At 65.9% G+C, this 15,050-nt stretch carries 15 protein-coding genes; 5 read left to right on the top strand and 10 right to left on the bottom strand.

Annotated features, from left to right (window positions below):
• The 5 genes from Q8814_RS04490 to lhgO form a co-directional block, all read right to left on the bottom strand.
• Positions 1-615: response regulator transcription factor (locus Q8814_RS04490; RefSeq protein WP_330150811.1), on the bottom strand; the 615-nt coding region annotated here is incomplete at its 3' end.
• Positions 612-1,832, bottom strand: a complete 1,221-nt coding sequence (locus Q8814_RS04485) for a sensor histidine kinase (RefSeq protein ID WP_330150810.1) — start codon at positions 1,830-1,832, stop codon at positions 612-614. The genes Q8814_RS04490 and Q8814_RS04485, both read right to left, overlap by 4 nt.
• Positions 1,829-2,395 carry a DUF1772 domain-containing protein gene (locus Q8814_RS04480; RefSeq protein WP_330150809.1) on the bottom strand — a complete coding sequence of 189 codons (567 nt, stop codon included), beginning with the start codon at positions 2,393-2,395 and terminating at the stop codon, positions 1,829-1,831. The genes Q8814_RS04485 and Q8814_RS04480 overlap by 4 nt, the downstream gene beginning before the upstream one ends.
• Positions 2,396-2,477: 82 nt before the next feature.
• Positions 2,478-3,128 carry an SDR family oxidoreductase gene (locus tag Q8814_RS04475; protein ID WP_330150808.1) on the bottom strand — a complete coding sequence of 217 codons (651 nt, stop codon included), beginning with the start codon at positions 3,126-3,128 and terminating at the stop codon, positions 2,478-2,480.
• A 97-nt stretch (positions 3,129-3,225) separates the two neighbouring features.
• Entirely contained in the window at positions 3,226-4,434 is a 1,209-nt protein-coding gene (gene lhgO / locus Q8814_RS04470; protein ID WP_330150807.1) for an L-2-hydroxyglutarate oxidase, read from the bottom strand.
• A gap of 167 nt (positions 4,435-4,601) precedes the next feature.
• On the opposite strand from lhgO, the gene Q8814_RS04465 reads away from it, so the two are divergent.
• A complete protein-coding gene (locus Q8814_RS04465; protein WP_330150806.1) occupies positions 4,602-4,940 on the top strand; it encodes a winged helix-turn-helix domain-containing protein in 339 nt (112 codons plus the stop codon).
• Positions 4,941-4,946: 6 nt separating this feature from the next.
• Here Q8814_RS04465 and Q8814_RS04460 read toward each other — a convergent pair whose 3' ends face one another.
• Together Q8814_RS04460 and Q8814_RS04455 are read right to left on the bottom strand one after the other, a co-directional pair.
• Positions 4,947-6,143: an FAD-dependent monooxygenase gene (locus tag Q8814_RS04460; RefSeq protein ID WP_330150805.1), complete on the bottom strand. Its 1,197-nt coding sequence runs from the start codon at positions 6,141-6,143 to the stop codon at positions 4,947-4,949.
• Between the two features lie 53 nt (positions 6,144-6,196).
• Positions 6,197-7,450: an MFS transporter gene (locus Q8814_RS04455; protein WP_408015829.1), complete on the bottom strand. Its 1,254-nt coding sequence runs from the start codon at positions 7,448-7,450 to the stop codon at positions 6,197-6,199.
• Positions 7,451-7,498: 48 nt separating this feature from the next.
• Here Q8814_RS04455 and Q8814_RS04450 point away from each other — a divergent pair, with 48 nt between their 5' ends.
• From Q8814_RS04450 to Q8814_RS04435, 4 genes are all read left to right on the top strand, one after another.
• Positions 7,499-8,353, top strand: coding sequence for an IclR family transcriptional regulator (locus Q8814_RS04450; protein WP_330150804.1), 855 nt, complete (start codon positions 7,499-7,501; stop codon positions 8,351-8,353).
• A gap of 75 nt (positions 8,354-8,428) precedes the next feature.
• A complete protein-coding gene (locus tag Q8814_RS04445) occupies positions 8,429-9,499 on the top strand; it encodes a cupin domain-containing protein (RefSeq protein ID WP_330150803.1) in 1,071 nt (356 codons plus the stop codon).
• Between the two features lie 5 nt (positions 9,500-9,504).
• Positions 9,505-10,326 carry a fumarylacetoacetate hydrolase family protein gene (locus tag Q8814_RS04440; RefSeq protein WP_330150802.1) on the top strand — a complete coding sequence of 274 codons (822 nt, stop codon included), beginning with the start codon at positions 9,505-9,507 and terminating at the stop codon, positions 10,324-10,326.
• Positions 10,327-10,339: 13 nt separating this feature from the next.
• Complete coding sequence (locus tag Q8814_RS04435) at positions 10,340-11,053, top strand: maleylpyruvate isomerase family mycothiol-dependent enzyme (RefSeq protein WP_330150801.1); 714 nt, start codon at positions 10,340-10,342, stop codon at positions 11,051-11,053.
• Between the two features lie 113 nt (positions 11,054-11,166).
• Here the strand turns inward: Q8814_RS04435 and Q8814_RS04430 are convergent, their stop codons facing one another.
• From Q8814_RS04430 to Q8814_RS04420, 3 genes are all read right to left on the bottom strand, one after another.
• Positions 11,167-11,550, bottom strand: coding sequence for an excalibur calcium-binding domain-containing protein (locus tag Q8814_RS04430; RefSeq protein WP_330150800.1), 384 nt, complete (start codon positions 11,548-11,550; stop codon positions 11,167-11,169).
• Positions 11,551-11,668: 118 nt separating this feature from the next.
• On the bottom strand, positions 11,669-13,612 hold the full coding sequence (locus Q8814_RS04425; RefSeq protein WP_330150799.1) for a 3-oxoacyl-ACP synthase III family protein: 1,944 nt from the start codon (positions 13,610-13,612) through the stop codon (positions 11,669-11,671).
• Positions 13,613-13,666: 54 nt separating this feature from the next.
• Positions 13,667-14,500, bottom strand: coding sequence for a 3-oxoacyl-ACP reductase family protein (locus tag Q8814_RS04420; RefSeq protein ID WP_330150798.1), 834 nt, complete (start codon positions 14,498-14,500; stop codon positions 13,667-13,669).
• Positions 14,501-15,050: the final 550 nt, after the last annotated feature.

Below are 15,050 nucleotides of genomic sequence, written 5' to 3'. Positions count from 1 at the left end.
TACCAGCCCCGCACGATCGCGCGCGGCGAGTTTGGCGAGAATCCGGGTGACATGTGTCCGCACGGTTGCCGGGCTGATGAACAGCTTCCGCCCGATCTCGTCGTTCGACAGGCCCGTGCCCACCTCGGCGAGGATCTCCCGCTCGCGTTCGGTGAGCACGCTCAGCCGTCCCGCGTCGAGCGGCTGCGCGCTACGGGCAGCGGCCTGCATGACGCGCTCGGTGACCGCCGGGGACAGCATCGCGTCCCCGGCGGCAACCGTGCGGATCGCCGCCCGCAGATCCGTCGGCGACGTGTCCTTCAGAAGGAACCCGACGGCGCCGGCGCGCACCGCGTCGAGCACGTTGTCGTCGGAGTCGAAGGTCGTGAGCACCACGACCCGGACGTCCCGCAATGCCGGGTCGCGAGTGACGCGGCGAGTCGCCTCGATTCCGTCGATGCCGCGCATCCGGATATCCATCAACACCACGTCCGGAACCGTGGTGGTCACGACCCGGACAGCGCGGTCGCCGTCTTCGGCCTCACCGACCACGGTGATGTCGTCGGTGTGTTCGAGCAACGCGCGCAACCCTTCCCGGACGAGGGCCTGATCGTCGACGATCACCACCCGGATCACGGCCGCCCTCCGGCCGGAATCAGCGCTTCCACGACGAACCCGCCGCCTTCCGGCGCTTCGGTGCTCAGGGTTCCGCCGAGCAGTCCCACGCGTTCGCGCATGCCGGCGAGGCCCCATCCGCGCGACGTCCCGCCGCTCGGACCCCGGCCGTTGTCGGCGATCGACAACTTCAGAAGACCGTCGCGATAATCCAGCGCGACAACCACTTCCGTTGCATCCGCATGGCGCAGCACGTTGCTGAGCGCTTCCTGCACGACCCGATATGCGGTGGCATCGGCCACGGCCGACAACGATCCCGGTTCCCCCCGCGTCTGTACCCGCACGGCCACCCCGGCTGCGGATACGACGTCGCCGAGGTGCGTCAGGTCGGCGAGTCCCGGGGTGGGCCCTCGCTCGTTTCCCGCTCCGGCGTCGGCCGGCGCGCGGAGTGCTTCGACGGTGGCGTGCAACTCCCCGACGGCGCGGGTACACGCCGCGCGGACCGAGGTCAGTGAACTGCGCGCACGGCGCGGATCATCTTCCAGCGCTTCGGTGGCCACATCGGTGTGCAGTGAGATCACCGAGATCGTGTGGGCGAGCAGATCGTGCAGATCACGGGCGATCTGGAGCCGTTCCTGCTCGACGCGGCGGGTGGATTCACGCTCCCGCTCGATCTCGGCGGCGCGCACCCTGCGCACCATCTCTCTTCGCAGCATCCGGCGGGAGCGCACGCTGTCGCCGAGCGCGATCACCGCGGCCATGAGGCCGATGGACCCGGCCAGCTCGAACCCCAGCAGATACGACAGGTCGTCGCCCTGTCCGATCCGCACCGACGTCGACAGCACCAGCAACCCGGTCGCGACTCCGGCTGCCCATCGCAGGTATCCCTGTTCGGCGGCCGAGTACAGCGCGGCCGCAAGGGGCAGCGCCAGCCCGATCGGCGGGAAGGACAAGGCGTAGTACGCGACGAGAACCACCGCGGTGACGCCCAGGACCGCGACCGGGTACCGCCGGCGGAAGAACATCGGCGCGGCGAAGAACACTCCGAACAGGTAGGCGACGGGGGAGGCGACAGAATCGTCATCCACCTCGGACGCGATCGCGACACCCACCACCGTGAACACCGCCGCGGCGAGCGCGGCGTCGACCGCACGGTCTCTGCGGGGCGTGTTTTCGGCGGGTGGGGTGACCTCGACGGAGATCGCTGTCTCCTTCCTGTCGCGCCTGCCGCATCTCACCGACGCGGCGGTGATGCCACGTCGGTGAGATTACTGCTCGGCGCCGGTCGTTCATCACGGAACTGCGGGTTCTGCATCAGACGGAACAGCGCGACGAAGGCCAGGACAGCGGTTACACCGCTCACAGCCATCCGGACCCAGTGTCCCGTCTCGAACTCGGCGGCGGTCTGTCGCAGGACCTCGACAGAGTGCACGGCCGGACCTTCGTCGAACATGATGGTGTTGCGCGGCCAGAAGTACAGCGCGGAGAAGGCGAACTCGCCCGCGACGAGTGTGCACAGGCTCGCCGCCGCCCACAACCGTGCGGCCCGGTGGTGGCGCAGCAGCACGACGGTGGCAACGGCGAGGACCACGGTCGCGGCACCCAGGGGCCGGAAGTAGTCCCCGGGGCCGGCCTGTGAGAAGAACCGGTCGGCTTCCTCGAGCGAGGCGGGAGCGTCATGGAAGATATTGGGATACAGGATGATTGTCTCGGCGAGGATTCCGCCGAAGGCGATCAGCGTGATCCAGCTGTAGGCGACTGCGACAACGGTACGTGGAGCGTAGGGGTGCGACGACGACATACCGACGACGCTAGATTTCCGGTATGCCGTTGTCGTCCGCCCCAGGATGTATTTCCCGTACGACTTCGAACGTACGGCGGTCTCACCCGATGGCGTCGAGCGCCTCCTCGATGGGAATGTCGCCGGTGTTGAACTCGATCGTGCGGCCTACGGTGTGCCGACGATCCAGAACGGCCGCTGCCACTGCCGCGACATCCGCGCGCGAGACTGTGCTCCCGGACGAGGCGCCGACCTCGATCCGGCCGGCCGGCGGGTCCATCGTGAGGCCGCTCGGTCCCAGGATCGTCCAGTCGAGGTGTGTTCCCCGCAAGTGTGCATCGGCTGCGGCCTTCGCCTCCGCGTAGGCATAGAACGGATTGTCCGGTGCTACTCCGTGATCGGGTCCGGCACCGAAGTAGGACACCATCACGTAGCGCTGGACTGCGGCCTTCCGGGCGGCGTCCATCGATGCGATCGCAGCATCTCGGTCCACGGCATAGGTGCGATCCGGGTTGCCGCCGCCGGCTCCGGCCGACCACACGATCGCATCGTGCCCGGCCAGGAGCTTCGCGAGTGCGTCGGCATCGAGGTGCTCGACGTCGGCGACCACCGGTGTCGCACCGGCGGCGCGGACGTCGTCGGCGTGGTCCGGATTGCGGATCAGTGCGGTGGTGTCGTGTCCGGCGTCCGCGAGAAGCCGCTCGAGGTGTAAGGCGACCTTACCGTGTCCGCCGAATATCGCGACTCGTGCCATGTCGTCTCCCGTTCGTAGGTGTCGGTCTTCCTGTCGATCTGTCGATGCAGCATGCCCCGTGAACGCCTTCGGGGAACATCCGCGACATCGCCGCCGGTCAGCGGACCCGCTCGAGCACCTTGTCGACGAGATATTCCGCGATTGCCATCGACGACGTCGCGCCGGGGGATGGGGCGTTGCGCAGGTGCACGATCCGTCCGTGACCGGTGATGACGAAGTCGTCTTCGAGGGTGCCGTCGGCGTTCATCGCCTGGGCGCGGATGCCGCGCGGGCCGGGACGCACATCGTCGACGGTCAGTCCGGGCACATACCGGGCGGCTTCGGCGACGAAACGCCGCGTGCTCACCGCGGTGCGCAGTTCCCGGGAGGCAGCCGGGAGGTTGTGCAGCGCGAACCGCGCGAAGCCGGGAAACGCGACCGCGTCGCGCAGGTCGCGCCACACCCGGCCGCCGCGTCCGTACGCTTCCCGGCCGGGGGAGAGGAAGGCGTTGGGACCGACCATGACTTCACCGTCGATCCGCTTCGTCAGGTGAACCCCCAGGAACGGGTAACGAGGATCGGGCACCGGGTAGATCAGACCGCGCACCTTCGCCGCGGCATCCGGCTTCAAGAGTTTGTAGTCGCCGAGGAACGGAACGATCCGCGGATCCCGGACATCTCCGGCGGCGTGGGACAGACGGTCGGACTGCAGCCCCGCGCAGGTCACCACGACATCGAATGTGCTTGAATCGTCCGGGGTTTCGACGGCAACCTGGTTGCCCACGACGTGCAGGCCGGTGACGGGAGTGCCGGTACGCACCGTTCCTCCCGCGTCCGTCACGTCCTGCGCGAGCGCGTGTGTGACGGCAACGAAATCGGTGATGGCAGTGCGGGGCGAGTGCAGGGCGGAGATCCCGCGCGTGTGCGGTTCGATCAGTGCGATCCCGGCGCTGTCGAGGCGCCTGATCTCCGGTACGCCGTTGGCCCGCGCGCGGGACTCGATCGCGTCGAGTCGCTCGATTTCGGAGGTGTCCAGTGCGACGACGAGTTTCCCGCACTCGTCGTAGGGCAGGTCCTTGTCGGAGGCGAACTCTCGCAGCAACTCGACGCCGCGCCGGCACAGGCGGGCTTTGAGACTGCCCGGCAGGTAGTACAGTCCCGCGTGCACGACGCCGCTGTTGTGGCCGGTCTGGTGTGCCGCCAACCGGGGTTCCTTCTCGAACAGGGTGACGTCGGCGCCCAGCATCGTGAGACGCCGGGCGGTCGCGGCACCGATGATCCCGCCTCCGACGACCGCGGCGCGCAGTGTGGTTCGATCGCTCGACATCGCCCCTGCTTTCCGTTCGTTTCCGGTCACCTCGCGGCGCCCCGCAGCATGCCAGTCCTGGAGAGTCTGCATCTCGGGTCGCACTCGCGGTGGGATTTCGGACGGCCGCAGCAGTGATCGACACAATCGACTATGTCAGTAAACCGTAAAAGTGTTATTGTCGGGACATGGCTTACAAATACGAAGGTGTCGCCACCGACCTCAAGCATCGGATGACGTGGAAGGAATGGTCTGTCGGAGAACAACTTCCCGGCGTGCACGAACTCGCCGCTCACTACGATGTGTCACCGTCCGTCGTCAAGGACGCCCAGGAAGTCCTGCGGATGGAGGGGCTCATCGAAACGCGGAGGGGGAGCGGCTCATTCGTCGTCGCCATCCCCGAAGCGGGCGACATGACGCTCGGTATGCACCGGCAACTCGAAGCGATCCGGGACGACCTCGCCGCTGCGCGCGAGGCGGTGGTGAGGGCGGAGCGCAGACTCTCCGCCCTCACCGACCTTGCCTGAACCGGCTCAGCGGTTGCGGTCGGAGCTGTAACCCCACAGCCAGTCGGTGTACTTGTAACTCGAGGTGTCGCGGATGCGGAACAGCTCGTTGCGGCCTTCGCGGCCGGCGCCGTCGAGATGCCACAGATCGCCCCACATGCGCCCGACCGTCAAGATGCGGTTGCAGCGCGGTGCACGTTCGGCATTGACGTCCTGCAGGATCTTCGGCCAGTTGGCGTTGTCGCCCCTGTAGTCCTCGGCAGCGTAGTCGGCGAGGCACTTGGCGTCCTCGAGCGCCATCACGGCGCCCGACGCGAGGTACTGCAGCGGCGGGTGCGCGGAATCGCCGAGGAGGAGCATGCGGCCGTCGACCCAGTTGTCGATCGGGTTGCGGTCGAACATCGGCCACCAGCGATCGGTCCACAGGTACTTCAGTGCAGCCTGCACGGATTCGTGGCAGTGGTCGTACGCGTGCGCGAGTTCTTCAGGGCTGCCCCACATTTCCTCGCCACGCAGGAATGCCGGCGACTGGAACACGGCGACCTGGTTGAGCATCTCACCCTGACGCAGGGGGTACTGGATGAAGTGGCAGCGCGGGCCGATGTACCCGACGACGTCCTCGATCTCCTCTTCGAGCGGGACCTCGTTCATCGGGAACGTGCCACGGAAGGCCACGTAGCCGGACCCGACCGGCTTGTCGTCGGACAGCTTGGGACGCAACCGCGAGTGCAGTCCGTCCATGCCGAGCGCGATGTCCCCGACATGTTCTTCGCCGTTCTCGAGCACGACGCGAACCTTGTCACCCTCGGTGACGACGTCGGTGACGGTGGCGTTGTTGCGAAGATCGGCACCCGCCCTGCGCGCTGCGTCGACGAGGACCGAATGCAGATCGGAGCGGTGCACAACGAAGTACACGCCGCCGTAGTGCTGCTGGTAATCGTGTCCGAGGTCGACCTTGGTGAGGATCTCGGCGGTCACCGCGTCGCGGAAGACGAGGTTCTTCGGCAGCACGCCCTTGGCGATGACCTCGTCGTAGACACCCAGCGACTGGAGAATCCGGGAGCCGTGCGGGCCGATCTGCAGGCCGGCACCCACTTCGCCGAACTCCGGTGCGCGCTCGAACAGCGTGACCTCGGCACCCTTCAGGGCGAGGGCAAGGGCATTGGCGACGCCACCGATGCCGCCGCCGGCGATCAGAACTCGCGCGTCCTTCAGTTCGGACATGACACTCCTTCGGGTTTCGAAATCAATAGGTCTTGCTTCGGGGATGCGACGCATCAGTGCCCGATCGGCACGAGGCGGGGTGCGTCGTGGGTGGTCTCGTATTTGCGCCAGATCACGGTGAGCAGGATCGACGCGATGAGTGCGCTGACACCGAACAGGATGAAGTTGGAGTCTGCGCCGAGGCCGGCGGCGAGCAGCCAGCCACCGATCTGCGGGGCGGCGACAGCACCGATGCGTCCGACACCGAGCGCCCAGCCCAGCGCGGTCCCGCGCAGGTTGTCGGGATAGTACGACGCGACCGCGGCGATGATCAGGCACTGCGTCCCGTGAGTGCCGACACCGGCCAGGACGAAGATGACGTAGACGGCGGCCACCGGGGGATCGGTCAGCAGCAGCAACAGTGACACACCGGCGAGGAGCGCGGCGATGATGCTCGTCGGTACGGTGCCGAACCGGACGCCGCCCCAGGCGGTGATGAACGAGCCGGCGACCGCGCCGAGGTTCAGGGCGAGGGTGAAGGTCAGGGCGCTGCCGAGGTCGGTGCCCTCACCCTGCATGAGTTTGGGCAGCCACGTACCGAGTCCGTACCACGCGAGCAGGGTGACCACGGTGACCAGCGCGAACATGATGCTGATCATGCGGAACCGGGGACCGAGGAGTCGCTTGAACCCGGCACCTTCCGGATCGCCGGCGGCCATCGGATTGGTGTTCGGCAGGAACTTGATCGCGAGTGGCACGAGCACGACGAGGGGAACGAGGGCGAAGAGGAACATCGGACGCCACCCCCAGTTGGGGATCACCGGGATGCCGACGAGCGCCGCGACGGATCCGCCGATCGGGACACCGGACATCATCATCGTGGCAACCGCGGCACGCCACTTCGGCGGCAGGAGTTCGGCGGCGAGTGCGTTCGCGGTCGGAACCAGCCCGCCGAGGCCGAGGCCGGCGACGAGTCGCATCGCGCCGAACATGATCGGCCCGGTGGCTGCAGCGCAGAGCACCGTGAACACCGACAGGACCACGACGCAGCCGATGACCGCGGTCTTGCGCCCGATGGCATCGGACAGCCGGCCGGCGAGGACCGCGCCGATCATCATTCCCAGGAACGCCAGGCTGCCGAGTGTGCCGGCGGTAGAGGAGCTGATGCCCCACTCGTTCTGCAGGCTCGAGATGACGTTGCCGTAGACGATGAGGTCGTAACCGTCGAAGACGACGAACAGCCAGCAGACGATGACGGCCATAGCTTTGGCGCGCGGCAGGATCAATTTACCTTCGACCTGCGCAGCGGGTCCGGGGGCGGAGTGCATTCCTATACCGTGGTGCGCCTCACGCTCGCCACGCAATAAAGTTCTGTTATGCAGAAAAAACCGAGTCCGATTCGAAAGCCGTCGTACGCCCTGGAGTCGGTGGACAACGCCTTGCGTCTTCTTCAGTTGCTCCGCGATGTCGGAGCGTTACGGCTCAAGGACGCCGCCGAAGAACTCGGCACCGCCCCGTCGACTGCCCACCGGTTGCTCGCGATGCTCGTCTACCGTGGGTTCGCGGTGCAGGACGAGAAGCGGCGCTATCACCCCGGTCCGGCGATGGGAGTCGGGCCCGCGCGACAGGGCTGGACCCGGGAATTCACCGATCTGTGCCGCCCGCACATGGAAGCACTGGCGACCTTGACAGGGGAGACGATCAATCTCGTCATCCGCGTCGGATCCCAGGCCCGGTTCCTGTGGACCGCGGAAACCGAATCGATCCTGCGGGTCGGTGACCGGCAAGGTCAGGTGCTTCCCGCCGAGCTCACCGCAGGTGGGCGCATCCTGCTGGCGGAGCTGCCGCGGGCAGTGCTCGAGCAGCTGTATCTCAGGCCGGCGGACGAACCGCACATCACCCCGAGCCCGCCGCGGGCATACGAGACCGACCGGCGGATGGCCATCGGCGAATTCGAAGAGTTCGTCCACGAACTCGAGGCGGCACGGAAAGTGGGATTTGCGGTGAACGTCGAGCAGACCGAGGAGGGTGTGGCCGCGATCGGTGTCAAGATCCGTAACGGCAGCGGCAGCGCCATCGGGGCGCTCACCGCGGCGGTGCCGATCAACCGCTACCGGCAACACCTGCGCGGGCACCTCGTTGCCCAGTTGCAGGCGGGGGTGCGGGGCATCGAGGTCGATGTCGCGGGCCTCGAGCGGACCGACGACGCAGTTTCCGCACAGCAGAAATAGGTTCCCCCTCTCGAACGGTCGGGCCTACGTTGGAGCCGACGCCGGAAATGTGTTGCACGTTTCACGAGGAGAATCATGACCGCCACCGAGACCACCGCTCCCGAGCTGCAGAAGCTCTACGACGACTTCAAGACCGAGAACCTCAACCCGCTGTGGACGCAGCTCGGCGACCTCATGCCGATGGCTCCCGCCTCGAAGGCTGTGCCGTTCGTCTGGAAGTGGTCGACGCTCTACCCGCTCGCGCAGCGTGCCGGCGACCTTGTGCCCGTCGGGCGCGGCGGTGAGCGCCGTGCCATCGCGCTGGCCAACCCCGGTCTCGGTGGCGTCCCCTACGTCACGCCCACGCTGTGGGCGGCGATCCAGTACCTCGGCCCGAAGGAAACCGCGCCCGAGCACCGTCATTCGCAGAACGCCTTCCGGTTCGTCGTCGAAGGCGAAGGCGTGTGGACGGTCGTCAACGGCGATCCGGTCGCGATGCGTCGCGGCGACTTCCTCCTCACCCCGGGCTGGAACTTCCACGGTCACCACAACGAGACCGACCAGCCGATGGCGTGGATCGACGGCCTCGACATTCCGTTCGTCCACTACACCGACACCGGCTTCTTCGAATTCGGCGCCGACGGCGTAACCGACGAAAGCACCCCGGACATCTCGCGCTCCGAGCGCCTGTGGGTACACCCGGGTCTGCGTCCGCTCGTCGGACTCGACCGCAAGGCCAGCTCACCCATCGCCTGCTATCGCTGGGTGCACACCGACCGCGCGCTCAACGAACAGCTCGCGCTCGAGGACGAGGGCTACGCGGCGACTCCCGAACCCGGCCACGCCGCCATCCGGTACACCAATCCCACCACCGGCGGCGACGTCATGCCGACGATCCGCGCCGAGTTCCATCGCCTGCGTCCCGGTACGAGCACCCGCGCCCGCCGCGACGTCGGCTCCGTGGTGTTCCAGGTCTTCGAGGGACAGGGCCGTTTCCATCTCGCCGGCACGAGCCACGACGTCGCCAAGGGCGACATGATCGTCGTACCGTCGTGGGTGGAATGGTCGCTCGAAACCGACGGGGGCGTAGATCTTTTCGCTTTCTCGGACGCACCGATCGTGGAGCGTCTGCACTTCAACCGCACACTTATCTCCGAAGGAGCCTGAACCCCATGCGACTTGCCACCCTCCGACTTGCCGGTGCGACCGCCGCCGTGCGCGTCGACAGCGATTCCAGCGCAACCGTGATCGACGGCTACGCCGACCTGTCCGAGTTGCTGAACAACGCGGATTGGAAGACCGTCGCCGAGCAGGCATCGGGCAAGACCGTCGATCTGGCGACCGCCGACTACGCACCGGTGGTGCCGAGCCCGGGCAAGGTAGTGTGCGTCGGCCTCAACTACGGCACCCATATCAAGGAGATGGGCCGCGACCTGCCCGAGTTCCCCACCCTGTTCTCGAAGTTCAAGGAAGCCCTCACCGGCCCGTACGACGACGTGGTCGTTCCCGCCTACGCGGGTTCGCAGCTCGACTGGGAGGCCGAGCTGGCCGTGGTCATCGGCAAGCAGGCCTACCAGGTCTCCGAGGCCGACTCCGACGCCTACATCGCGGGCTACTCGGTGATCAACGACTACACGATGCGCGATTACCAGTACCGCACGCTGCAGTGGGACCAGGGCAAGACGTTCGAGAAGACCAGCGGATTCGGTCCGTTCCTCGACACCGACTACAAGCTCGGCACCAAGATCGAGACCCGTCTCGAAGGTGAGGTCATGCAGTCGTCGAACACAAGCGACCTGGTGTTCACCCCCGCCAAGCTCGTCGACTACATCTCGCACATCGTCACGCTGCAGCCGGGCGACGTCATCATCACCGGCACCACCGGTGGCGTCGGCCATGCCCGCAAGCCGGCGCGCTACATCCAGAACGGCGAGGTCTGCGAGGTCACCATCGAGGGTCTGGGCACGGTCAAGAACAAGACGATCATCAAGTAGGAGAAGGCACACCGTGGGATTCAACGATCTCGAACTCTCCGAACGTCTGCTGATCGCGCGGCGCGGAACGTCGTACCTGTCGCAGCGCCTGGCCGAGCTGACCGACGACGAGCTCAACGGTCCGACTCTGCTCGAGGGGTGGAGCCGCCGGCATCTCGTCGCCCACATCGGCTACAACGCCGCAGCGCTGTGCCGTCTGATGGACTGGGCCGCCACGGGTGTCGAAACGCCGATGTACGCGTCGACCGAGCAGCGTGGTCAGGAGATCGCCGAGGGAGCCACCCTCAGTCCCGCGGCTATTCGGAACCTGTTCGCGCACACCGTTGCTCGTCTCGACGAGAAGTGGCGGAACCTGCCGGAGGCGGCGTGGCAGGCGCAGGTACGCACGGCGCAGGGACGCCTGGTTCCGGCCGAGGAAACTGCCTGGATGCGTACGCGCGAGGTGTGGATCCACGCCGTCGACCTCGCCAACGGCGGCCGGTTCGGCGATTTCCCGCAGGTCGTGCTCGAGTCCTTGCTCGACGACATCGTCGGGATGTGGCGCAAGAAGGATCTCGGCGCGGGTATCGCGCTCGAGGTCGAGGGCCGCGCGCCGGTGGTCGTGAAGGACGGTGCCGACGTCACGCAGACGGTGCAGGGCGATTTGCCTGCGGTGGTCCGCTGGGCCGCCGGTCGCGGCGCCGTCGGTGTCGCGGGTGGTGAGCAGGCGCCCCCGCGCTGGCTCTGATCTCGAATTCCACAGCCCCAACCTTATTGAGTGAAGGGATCATCCCGTCGGAAAGTCCGGCGGGATGATCCCTTCATTCGTGCCGAGGCAGAGGTAGAGGTAGAGGTTTCCGGCTACCGCGGATCGACTTCGCAGGCCTTGCCGTCGTTGTCGCGGTCGAGTTTCGGCGCGTACCCCGGATCGTTCCGGTAGAGCGGCGCGGCACCCGCGTTCCATGCCTCGGTGCAGTTCTTGAACCCACCGCTCGGAGCCGACGGCTGCGGGGCGGACTTCGGCGCGGGGGCCGCCGGGGGTGCGGGGGATACCGGCGGCGCCGGGGGAGCGGGCGGCGCCGGGGGTGCCGGAGGCGCGAACGGGTTCACCGAACCGCTGGGAATCAGGTCGGCGATGCCCTTGGGAAGCAGATCGAAGAGAGTGAACGCGTTCGCTGTTGCCGGAGCTACAACGGTGAGTGCGACGCAGCTCAGTGTCGCGGCCACGATACGCCGAATCCTCATTGGTAATGCCTTTCGCCGATTGACGCCGATCGTCCGGAATGTCCGACCGACACGAACGTCGGTCCGCCCGCAACGAATGTTACGGGAGGACCGACGTTCGGTTTTACGTCTTCTTACGTCAGCGGAAGGCCAGCTCCACATCGGAAGGTGACGGGGGCTGCCCCTGCTTGGGGTCGATTTCGGCGTGCTCGGAAGCATGCTTGAACGGGGCGACCACGGCGGGATCGATCCTCATGACCGAGTATCCCGCGACTGCACCGGCGCCGAATCCGGGAGCGAAGATGCGCATCGGTTCGGTGATGACACCGTCGCGCACCGCGTCGTGGATGGCGAGCGGGATGCTGGCCGACGATGCGTTACCGACCTGCTCGATGTTGAAGTACAGACGGTCCTCGGACAGTCCGGCCGCAGCAGCGAGCTCGATGATCATGGTCTTGTTGGCCTGGTGCGGCACGATCAGGTCGATGGTGTCGAGCAGCGAGCCGGAGCCGTCCGAAGCCGGAAGCGCCTTGATCTCGTCGAGCATCTGCTCGAGGTACCGGCCGGCGAGCGCCTTGACCTCGGGTCCGTAGACCGTGATGTAGTTGTCGAAGTCCGGGTTGGGCCAGATGATCGAGTTCACCTGGCTCGTCGGTCCGCTCGCGTAGCTGTTGAGGAACTCGATGTCCGGCTCGGTTCCCTCCGGTGCGGGAGAGACAACGATGGCTGCGGCGCCGTCACCGAAGATCATTCGTGACGGACGTACGTTTCCGATCTTGTCGGAGAACTTCTCCACGCAGACCACCAGCACAGGACGCTTCACCTGCTGCATGATGCGGGTTGCCTCGGCCAGCCCGTAGGGCATTCCGGCGCATGCCGCAATCAGGTCGAACGACGCGTGGCTCTGTGCTATACCGAGCTCACCGGAAATCCAGGTGGCGAGCGACGGGATCAGCCGTCCGCTGGTGCACGTGCACACGATGACCGCGCCGATGTCCTCGGGACCGACCTTCGCGTGCTCGACGGCCTGCTTGGCCGCGGACAATGCGAGATCCTCGAACGTGCCGGATGTGTAGCGGCGCTGTTCGATGCCCGTCTTGGCGGTGATCTCGTCGGCCGTCATCGGCGACCAGTTGTAGGCGGTGTTGCGGATCAGGTCCTCGTTGGTGCACACCTGATCGCCGTGGGCGACCGCGATGGCGTCGATCCGCGGCTGAACCGCGAAGTCCTTGCGGACGTCGATCGCCGGGTAGGGCTTCGACGGCGGCACCGGAGTGGGGCTGGTGTATCCCACGGCCTTGCGGCTTCGTCCGGAGGCGGCACGAGTGATGAAGCGCTGCACCTCGCGATTGCGGGGATGGAACACCACCACGTAGTCGTCGTCGCGCAACTGGCCGACCTCGGTCAGCTCCATCTCCTGCCGGTCCCAGGGCTGCTGGTTGTGCAGCACCATCGACCAGCGTGCGAGTGCCTCGAGCTCCGGGATGCCCCCGTTGCAGTTGAGGATCTCGTCGTAGCTGAAGAACGGGTAGTTCGGGTCGTAGCTACGCAGCCGTGTGGTGACGTTCTTCGGGTCCGCGAGCAGCTGCTCGACGGTGGGCTTGACGGTCGGCAACGTTCCGGCGATGTGCTTGCGGGAACTGAAAACGTCGAAAAGCCTGGTGAAGATGGTGTCTTCGGCACCTTCGTCCCATGCGGCCGGCAGCTCACTGTAGGCGGCTGCGACCTCGGCCATCTTTTCGCCGGCGCCGGGCCACGGCGTGAGGGTCGGCATGTAGACGTCGTCGCGATTGCGGGGCACGTCGGCCCAGCGCGTCGCGCGCTTCTCGAACATGGTGAGGGTGAATCTGCTGGCCCAGAACACACTCAGGGCCATGTCTCGCATCAGTTCGAACTTGGACTTGTACGCGCCCTGCGCGCTGCGCGAGACGATCTCCGAGACCGTGGGTGCTTTGGTCTCGAAATCGCGGCGAATAACCGCGTCGAGATGTTCGAGGCTGGTGAGAGCCGAGAAGTCCAGATCGGGAAAGAAATTGGACGGAAAGACAATTCGGCCGTGCCGATTGAGCTCGAAAGGCTGCATTTACCCGGTTAACCGTTCAGTACGAGGTGGGTGGTGAAAGAGTTGCGGAAGTTGTCACATATCCAGTCCGCCGTTGACGCCCCACACCTGACCGGTGATATAGGACGACGCATCGGCGGCGAGGAAGTGCACGACGCGGGCGATCTCCTGCGGATCCGCGAGGCGCTTGACCGGGATGGAGTCGGTGATCCGGTTGAGAACCTTCTCGGGGATGGACGAGACCATCTCGGTGGCGACGAAGCCCGGGGTGATGGTGTTGACGGTGACGCCGATGCTGTCGGGGGTCAGCTTGCCCGTCTTGGCGAGGTGGAAGGCCGCTTCCTTCGCGAGGGTCTTGGTGAGGCCGAACAGACCCGCCTTGGATGCCGCGTAGTTGGCCTGGCCGATGTTGCCGGTCTCACCGATCACGGAGGAGACGTTCACGATACGTCCCGTGCCGCGCTCGAGCATGTGCCGCAGTGCCGCCTGCGCGAGGTAGAAGGCGCCGGAGAGGTTGACGGAAATGACGTTGTCCCAGTCCTCGTCCTGCATCTTGAGGATCGTGCGGTCGATCGTGATGCCGGCGTTGTTGACCAGGATGTCGAGCCGTCCGTGCTCGGCGATGACCTCGTCGATGGTCCGACGGCAATCCTCGGCGTTGCCCACGTCGCCCTTGTGGACGGAGTAGTTCACGTCTTTCTGGCCGTTGGACTTGAGTTCGGCCAGGAACTGGTCGGCCTGCGACGTGTTCCTACCGTATCCGGCTGCTACTGTCGCGCCCTGGCTGGCGAGACTGCGGCTGATCGAAGCACCGATTCCACGAGTACCGCCGGTCACGAAGGCGACCCGACCGCGCAGTTTGTTGCCCGCGACAGCGGTCTGAGGCGTGGGTTCGATGGTGCTGGTCATGTGATGGTCTCCTCGCGATGGCGTACGGCGATTCGTCGGTGCGCGAGAATGCAACTGTGCATTCTGACGCCCGGTTGTCTTGTGTCGGTGCGTGATACGAATCGTCTTCGCTGCTTCACGCACGTTGTCGAGCCCCCTGCGGCTCGCAACTCCCTGCGGTTCAATGATGCCGCACAAAGGCCTGCTTGTCATGCGCACTGCGTTAAACGGAGACGGTCGGTCCGTCCGCTTTCGGGGCCTCAAAAATGCACTGGAACAAAACAATTCGCTGTTCTACGGCCGCCATACCCGCCGGTACGAACAGGGTGCATGTTTGTACCGGCGTGGGAGGCGGAACGGTGAACTCCACGTTAATCGGTTGTGGCCCTGGAACTTACCTACTGGTCAGTTGTGCGACGGCAACCGGCTTGCCGATCTTGATCATTCGGACTGCTTGTATGAAATCTATTGGAGGCAACATTAATTCGTTCAATTGTGGTGCCCGATGGTTCTGGCATCGGATGCAGAAAGCGGAAAGCACTGCGTGCCAAAGTCTGATCGAACGAACGTG

Source organism: Rhodococcus chondri (assembly GCF_036327435.1).
Classification (GTDB): domain Bacteria; phylum Actinomycetota; class Actinomycetes; order Mycobacteriales; family Mycobacteriaceae; genus Rhodococcus; species Rhodococcus chondri.
The sequence above is the reverse complement of the archived record's forward strand: the minus strand, read 5'-3'. Positions and strand labels throughout refer to the sequence as shown.

Excerpts from the sequence above, each read along its gene's own strand:
- Q8814_RS04450 (WP_330150804.1), top strand. The coding sequence starts at position 7,499 with ATGCAGAAAAAACCGAGTCCGATTCGAAAGCCGTCGTACGCCCTGGAG.
- Q8814_RS04455 (WP_408015829.1), bottom strand. The coding sequence starts at position 7,450 with ATGCACTCCGCCCCCGGACCCGCTGCGCAGGTCGAAGGTAAATTGATC.
- lhgO (WP_330150807.1), bottom strand. The coding sequence starts at position 4,434 with ATGTCGAGCGATCGAACCACACTGCGCGCCGCGGTCGTCGGAGGCGGG.
- Q8814_RS04440 (WP_330150802.1), top strand. The coding sequence starts at position 9,505 with ATGCGACTTGCCACCCTCCGACTTGCCGGTGCGACCGCCGCCGTGCGC.
- Q8814_RS04420 (WP_330150798.1), bottom strand. The coding sequence starts at position 14,500 with ATGACCAGCACCATCGAACCCACGCCTCAGACCGCTGTCGCGGGCAAC.
- Q8814_RS04465 (WP_330150806.1), top strand. The coding sequence starts at position 4,602 with ATGGCTTACAAATACGAAGGTGTCGCCACCGACCTCAAGCATCGGATG.
- Q8814_RS04445 (WP_330150803.1), top strand. The coding sequence starts at position 8,429 with ATGACCGCCACCGAGACCACCGCTCCCGAGCTGCAGAAGCTCTACGAC.
- Q8814_RS04480 (WP_330150809.1), bottom strand. The coding sequence starts at position 2,395 with ATGTCGTCGTCGCACCCCTACGCTCCACGTACCGTTGTCGCAGTCGCC.
- Q8814_RS04430 (WP_330150800.1), bottom strand. The coding sequence starts at position 11,550 with ATGAGGATTCGGCGTATCGTGGCCGCGACACTGAGCTGCGTCGCACTC.
- Q8814_RS04475 (WP_330150808.1), bottom strand. The coding sequence starts at position 3,128 with ATGGCACGAGTCGCGATATTCGGCGGACACGGTAAGGTCGCCTTACAC.
- Q8814_RS04460 (WP_330150805.1), bottom strand. The coding sequence starts at position 6,143 with ATGTCCGAACTGAAGGACGCGCGAGTTCTGATCGCCGGCGGCGGCATC.
- Q8814_RS04425 (WP_330150799.1), bottom strand. The coding sequence starts at position 13,612 with ATGCAGCCTTTCGAGCTCAATCGGCACGGCCGAATTGTCTTTCCGTCC.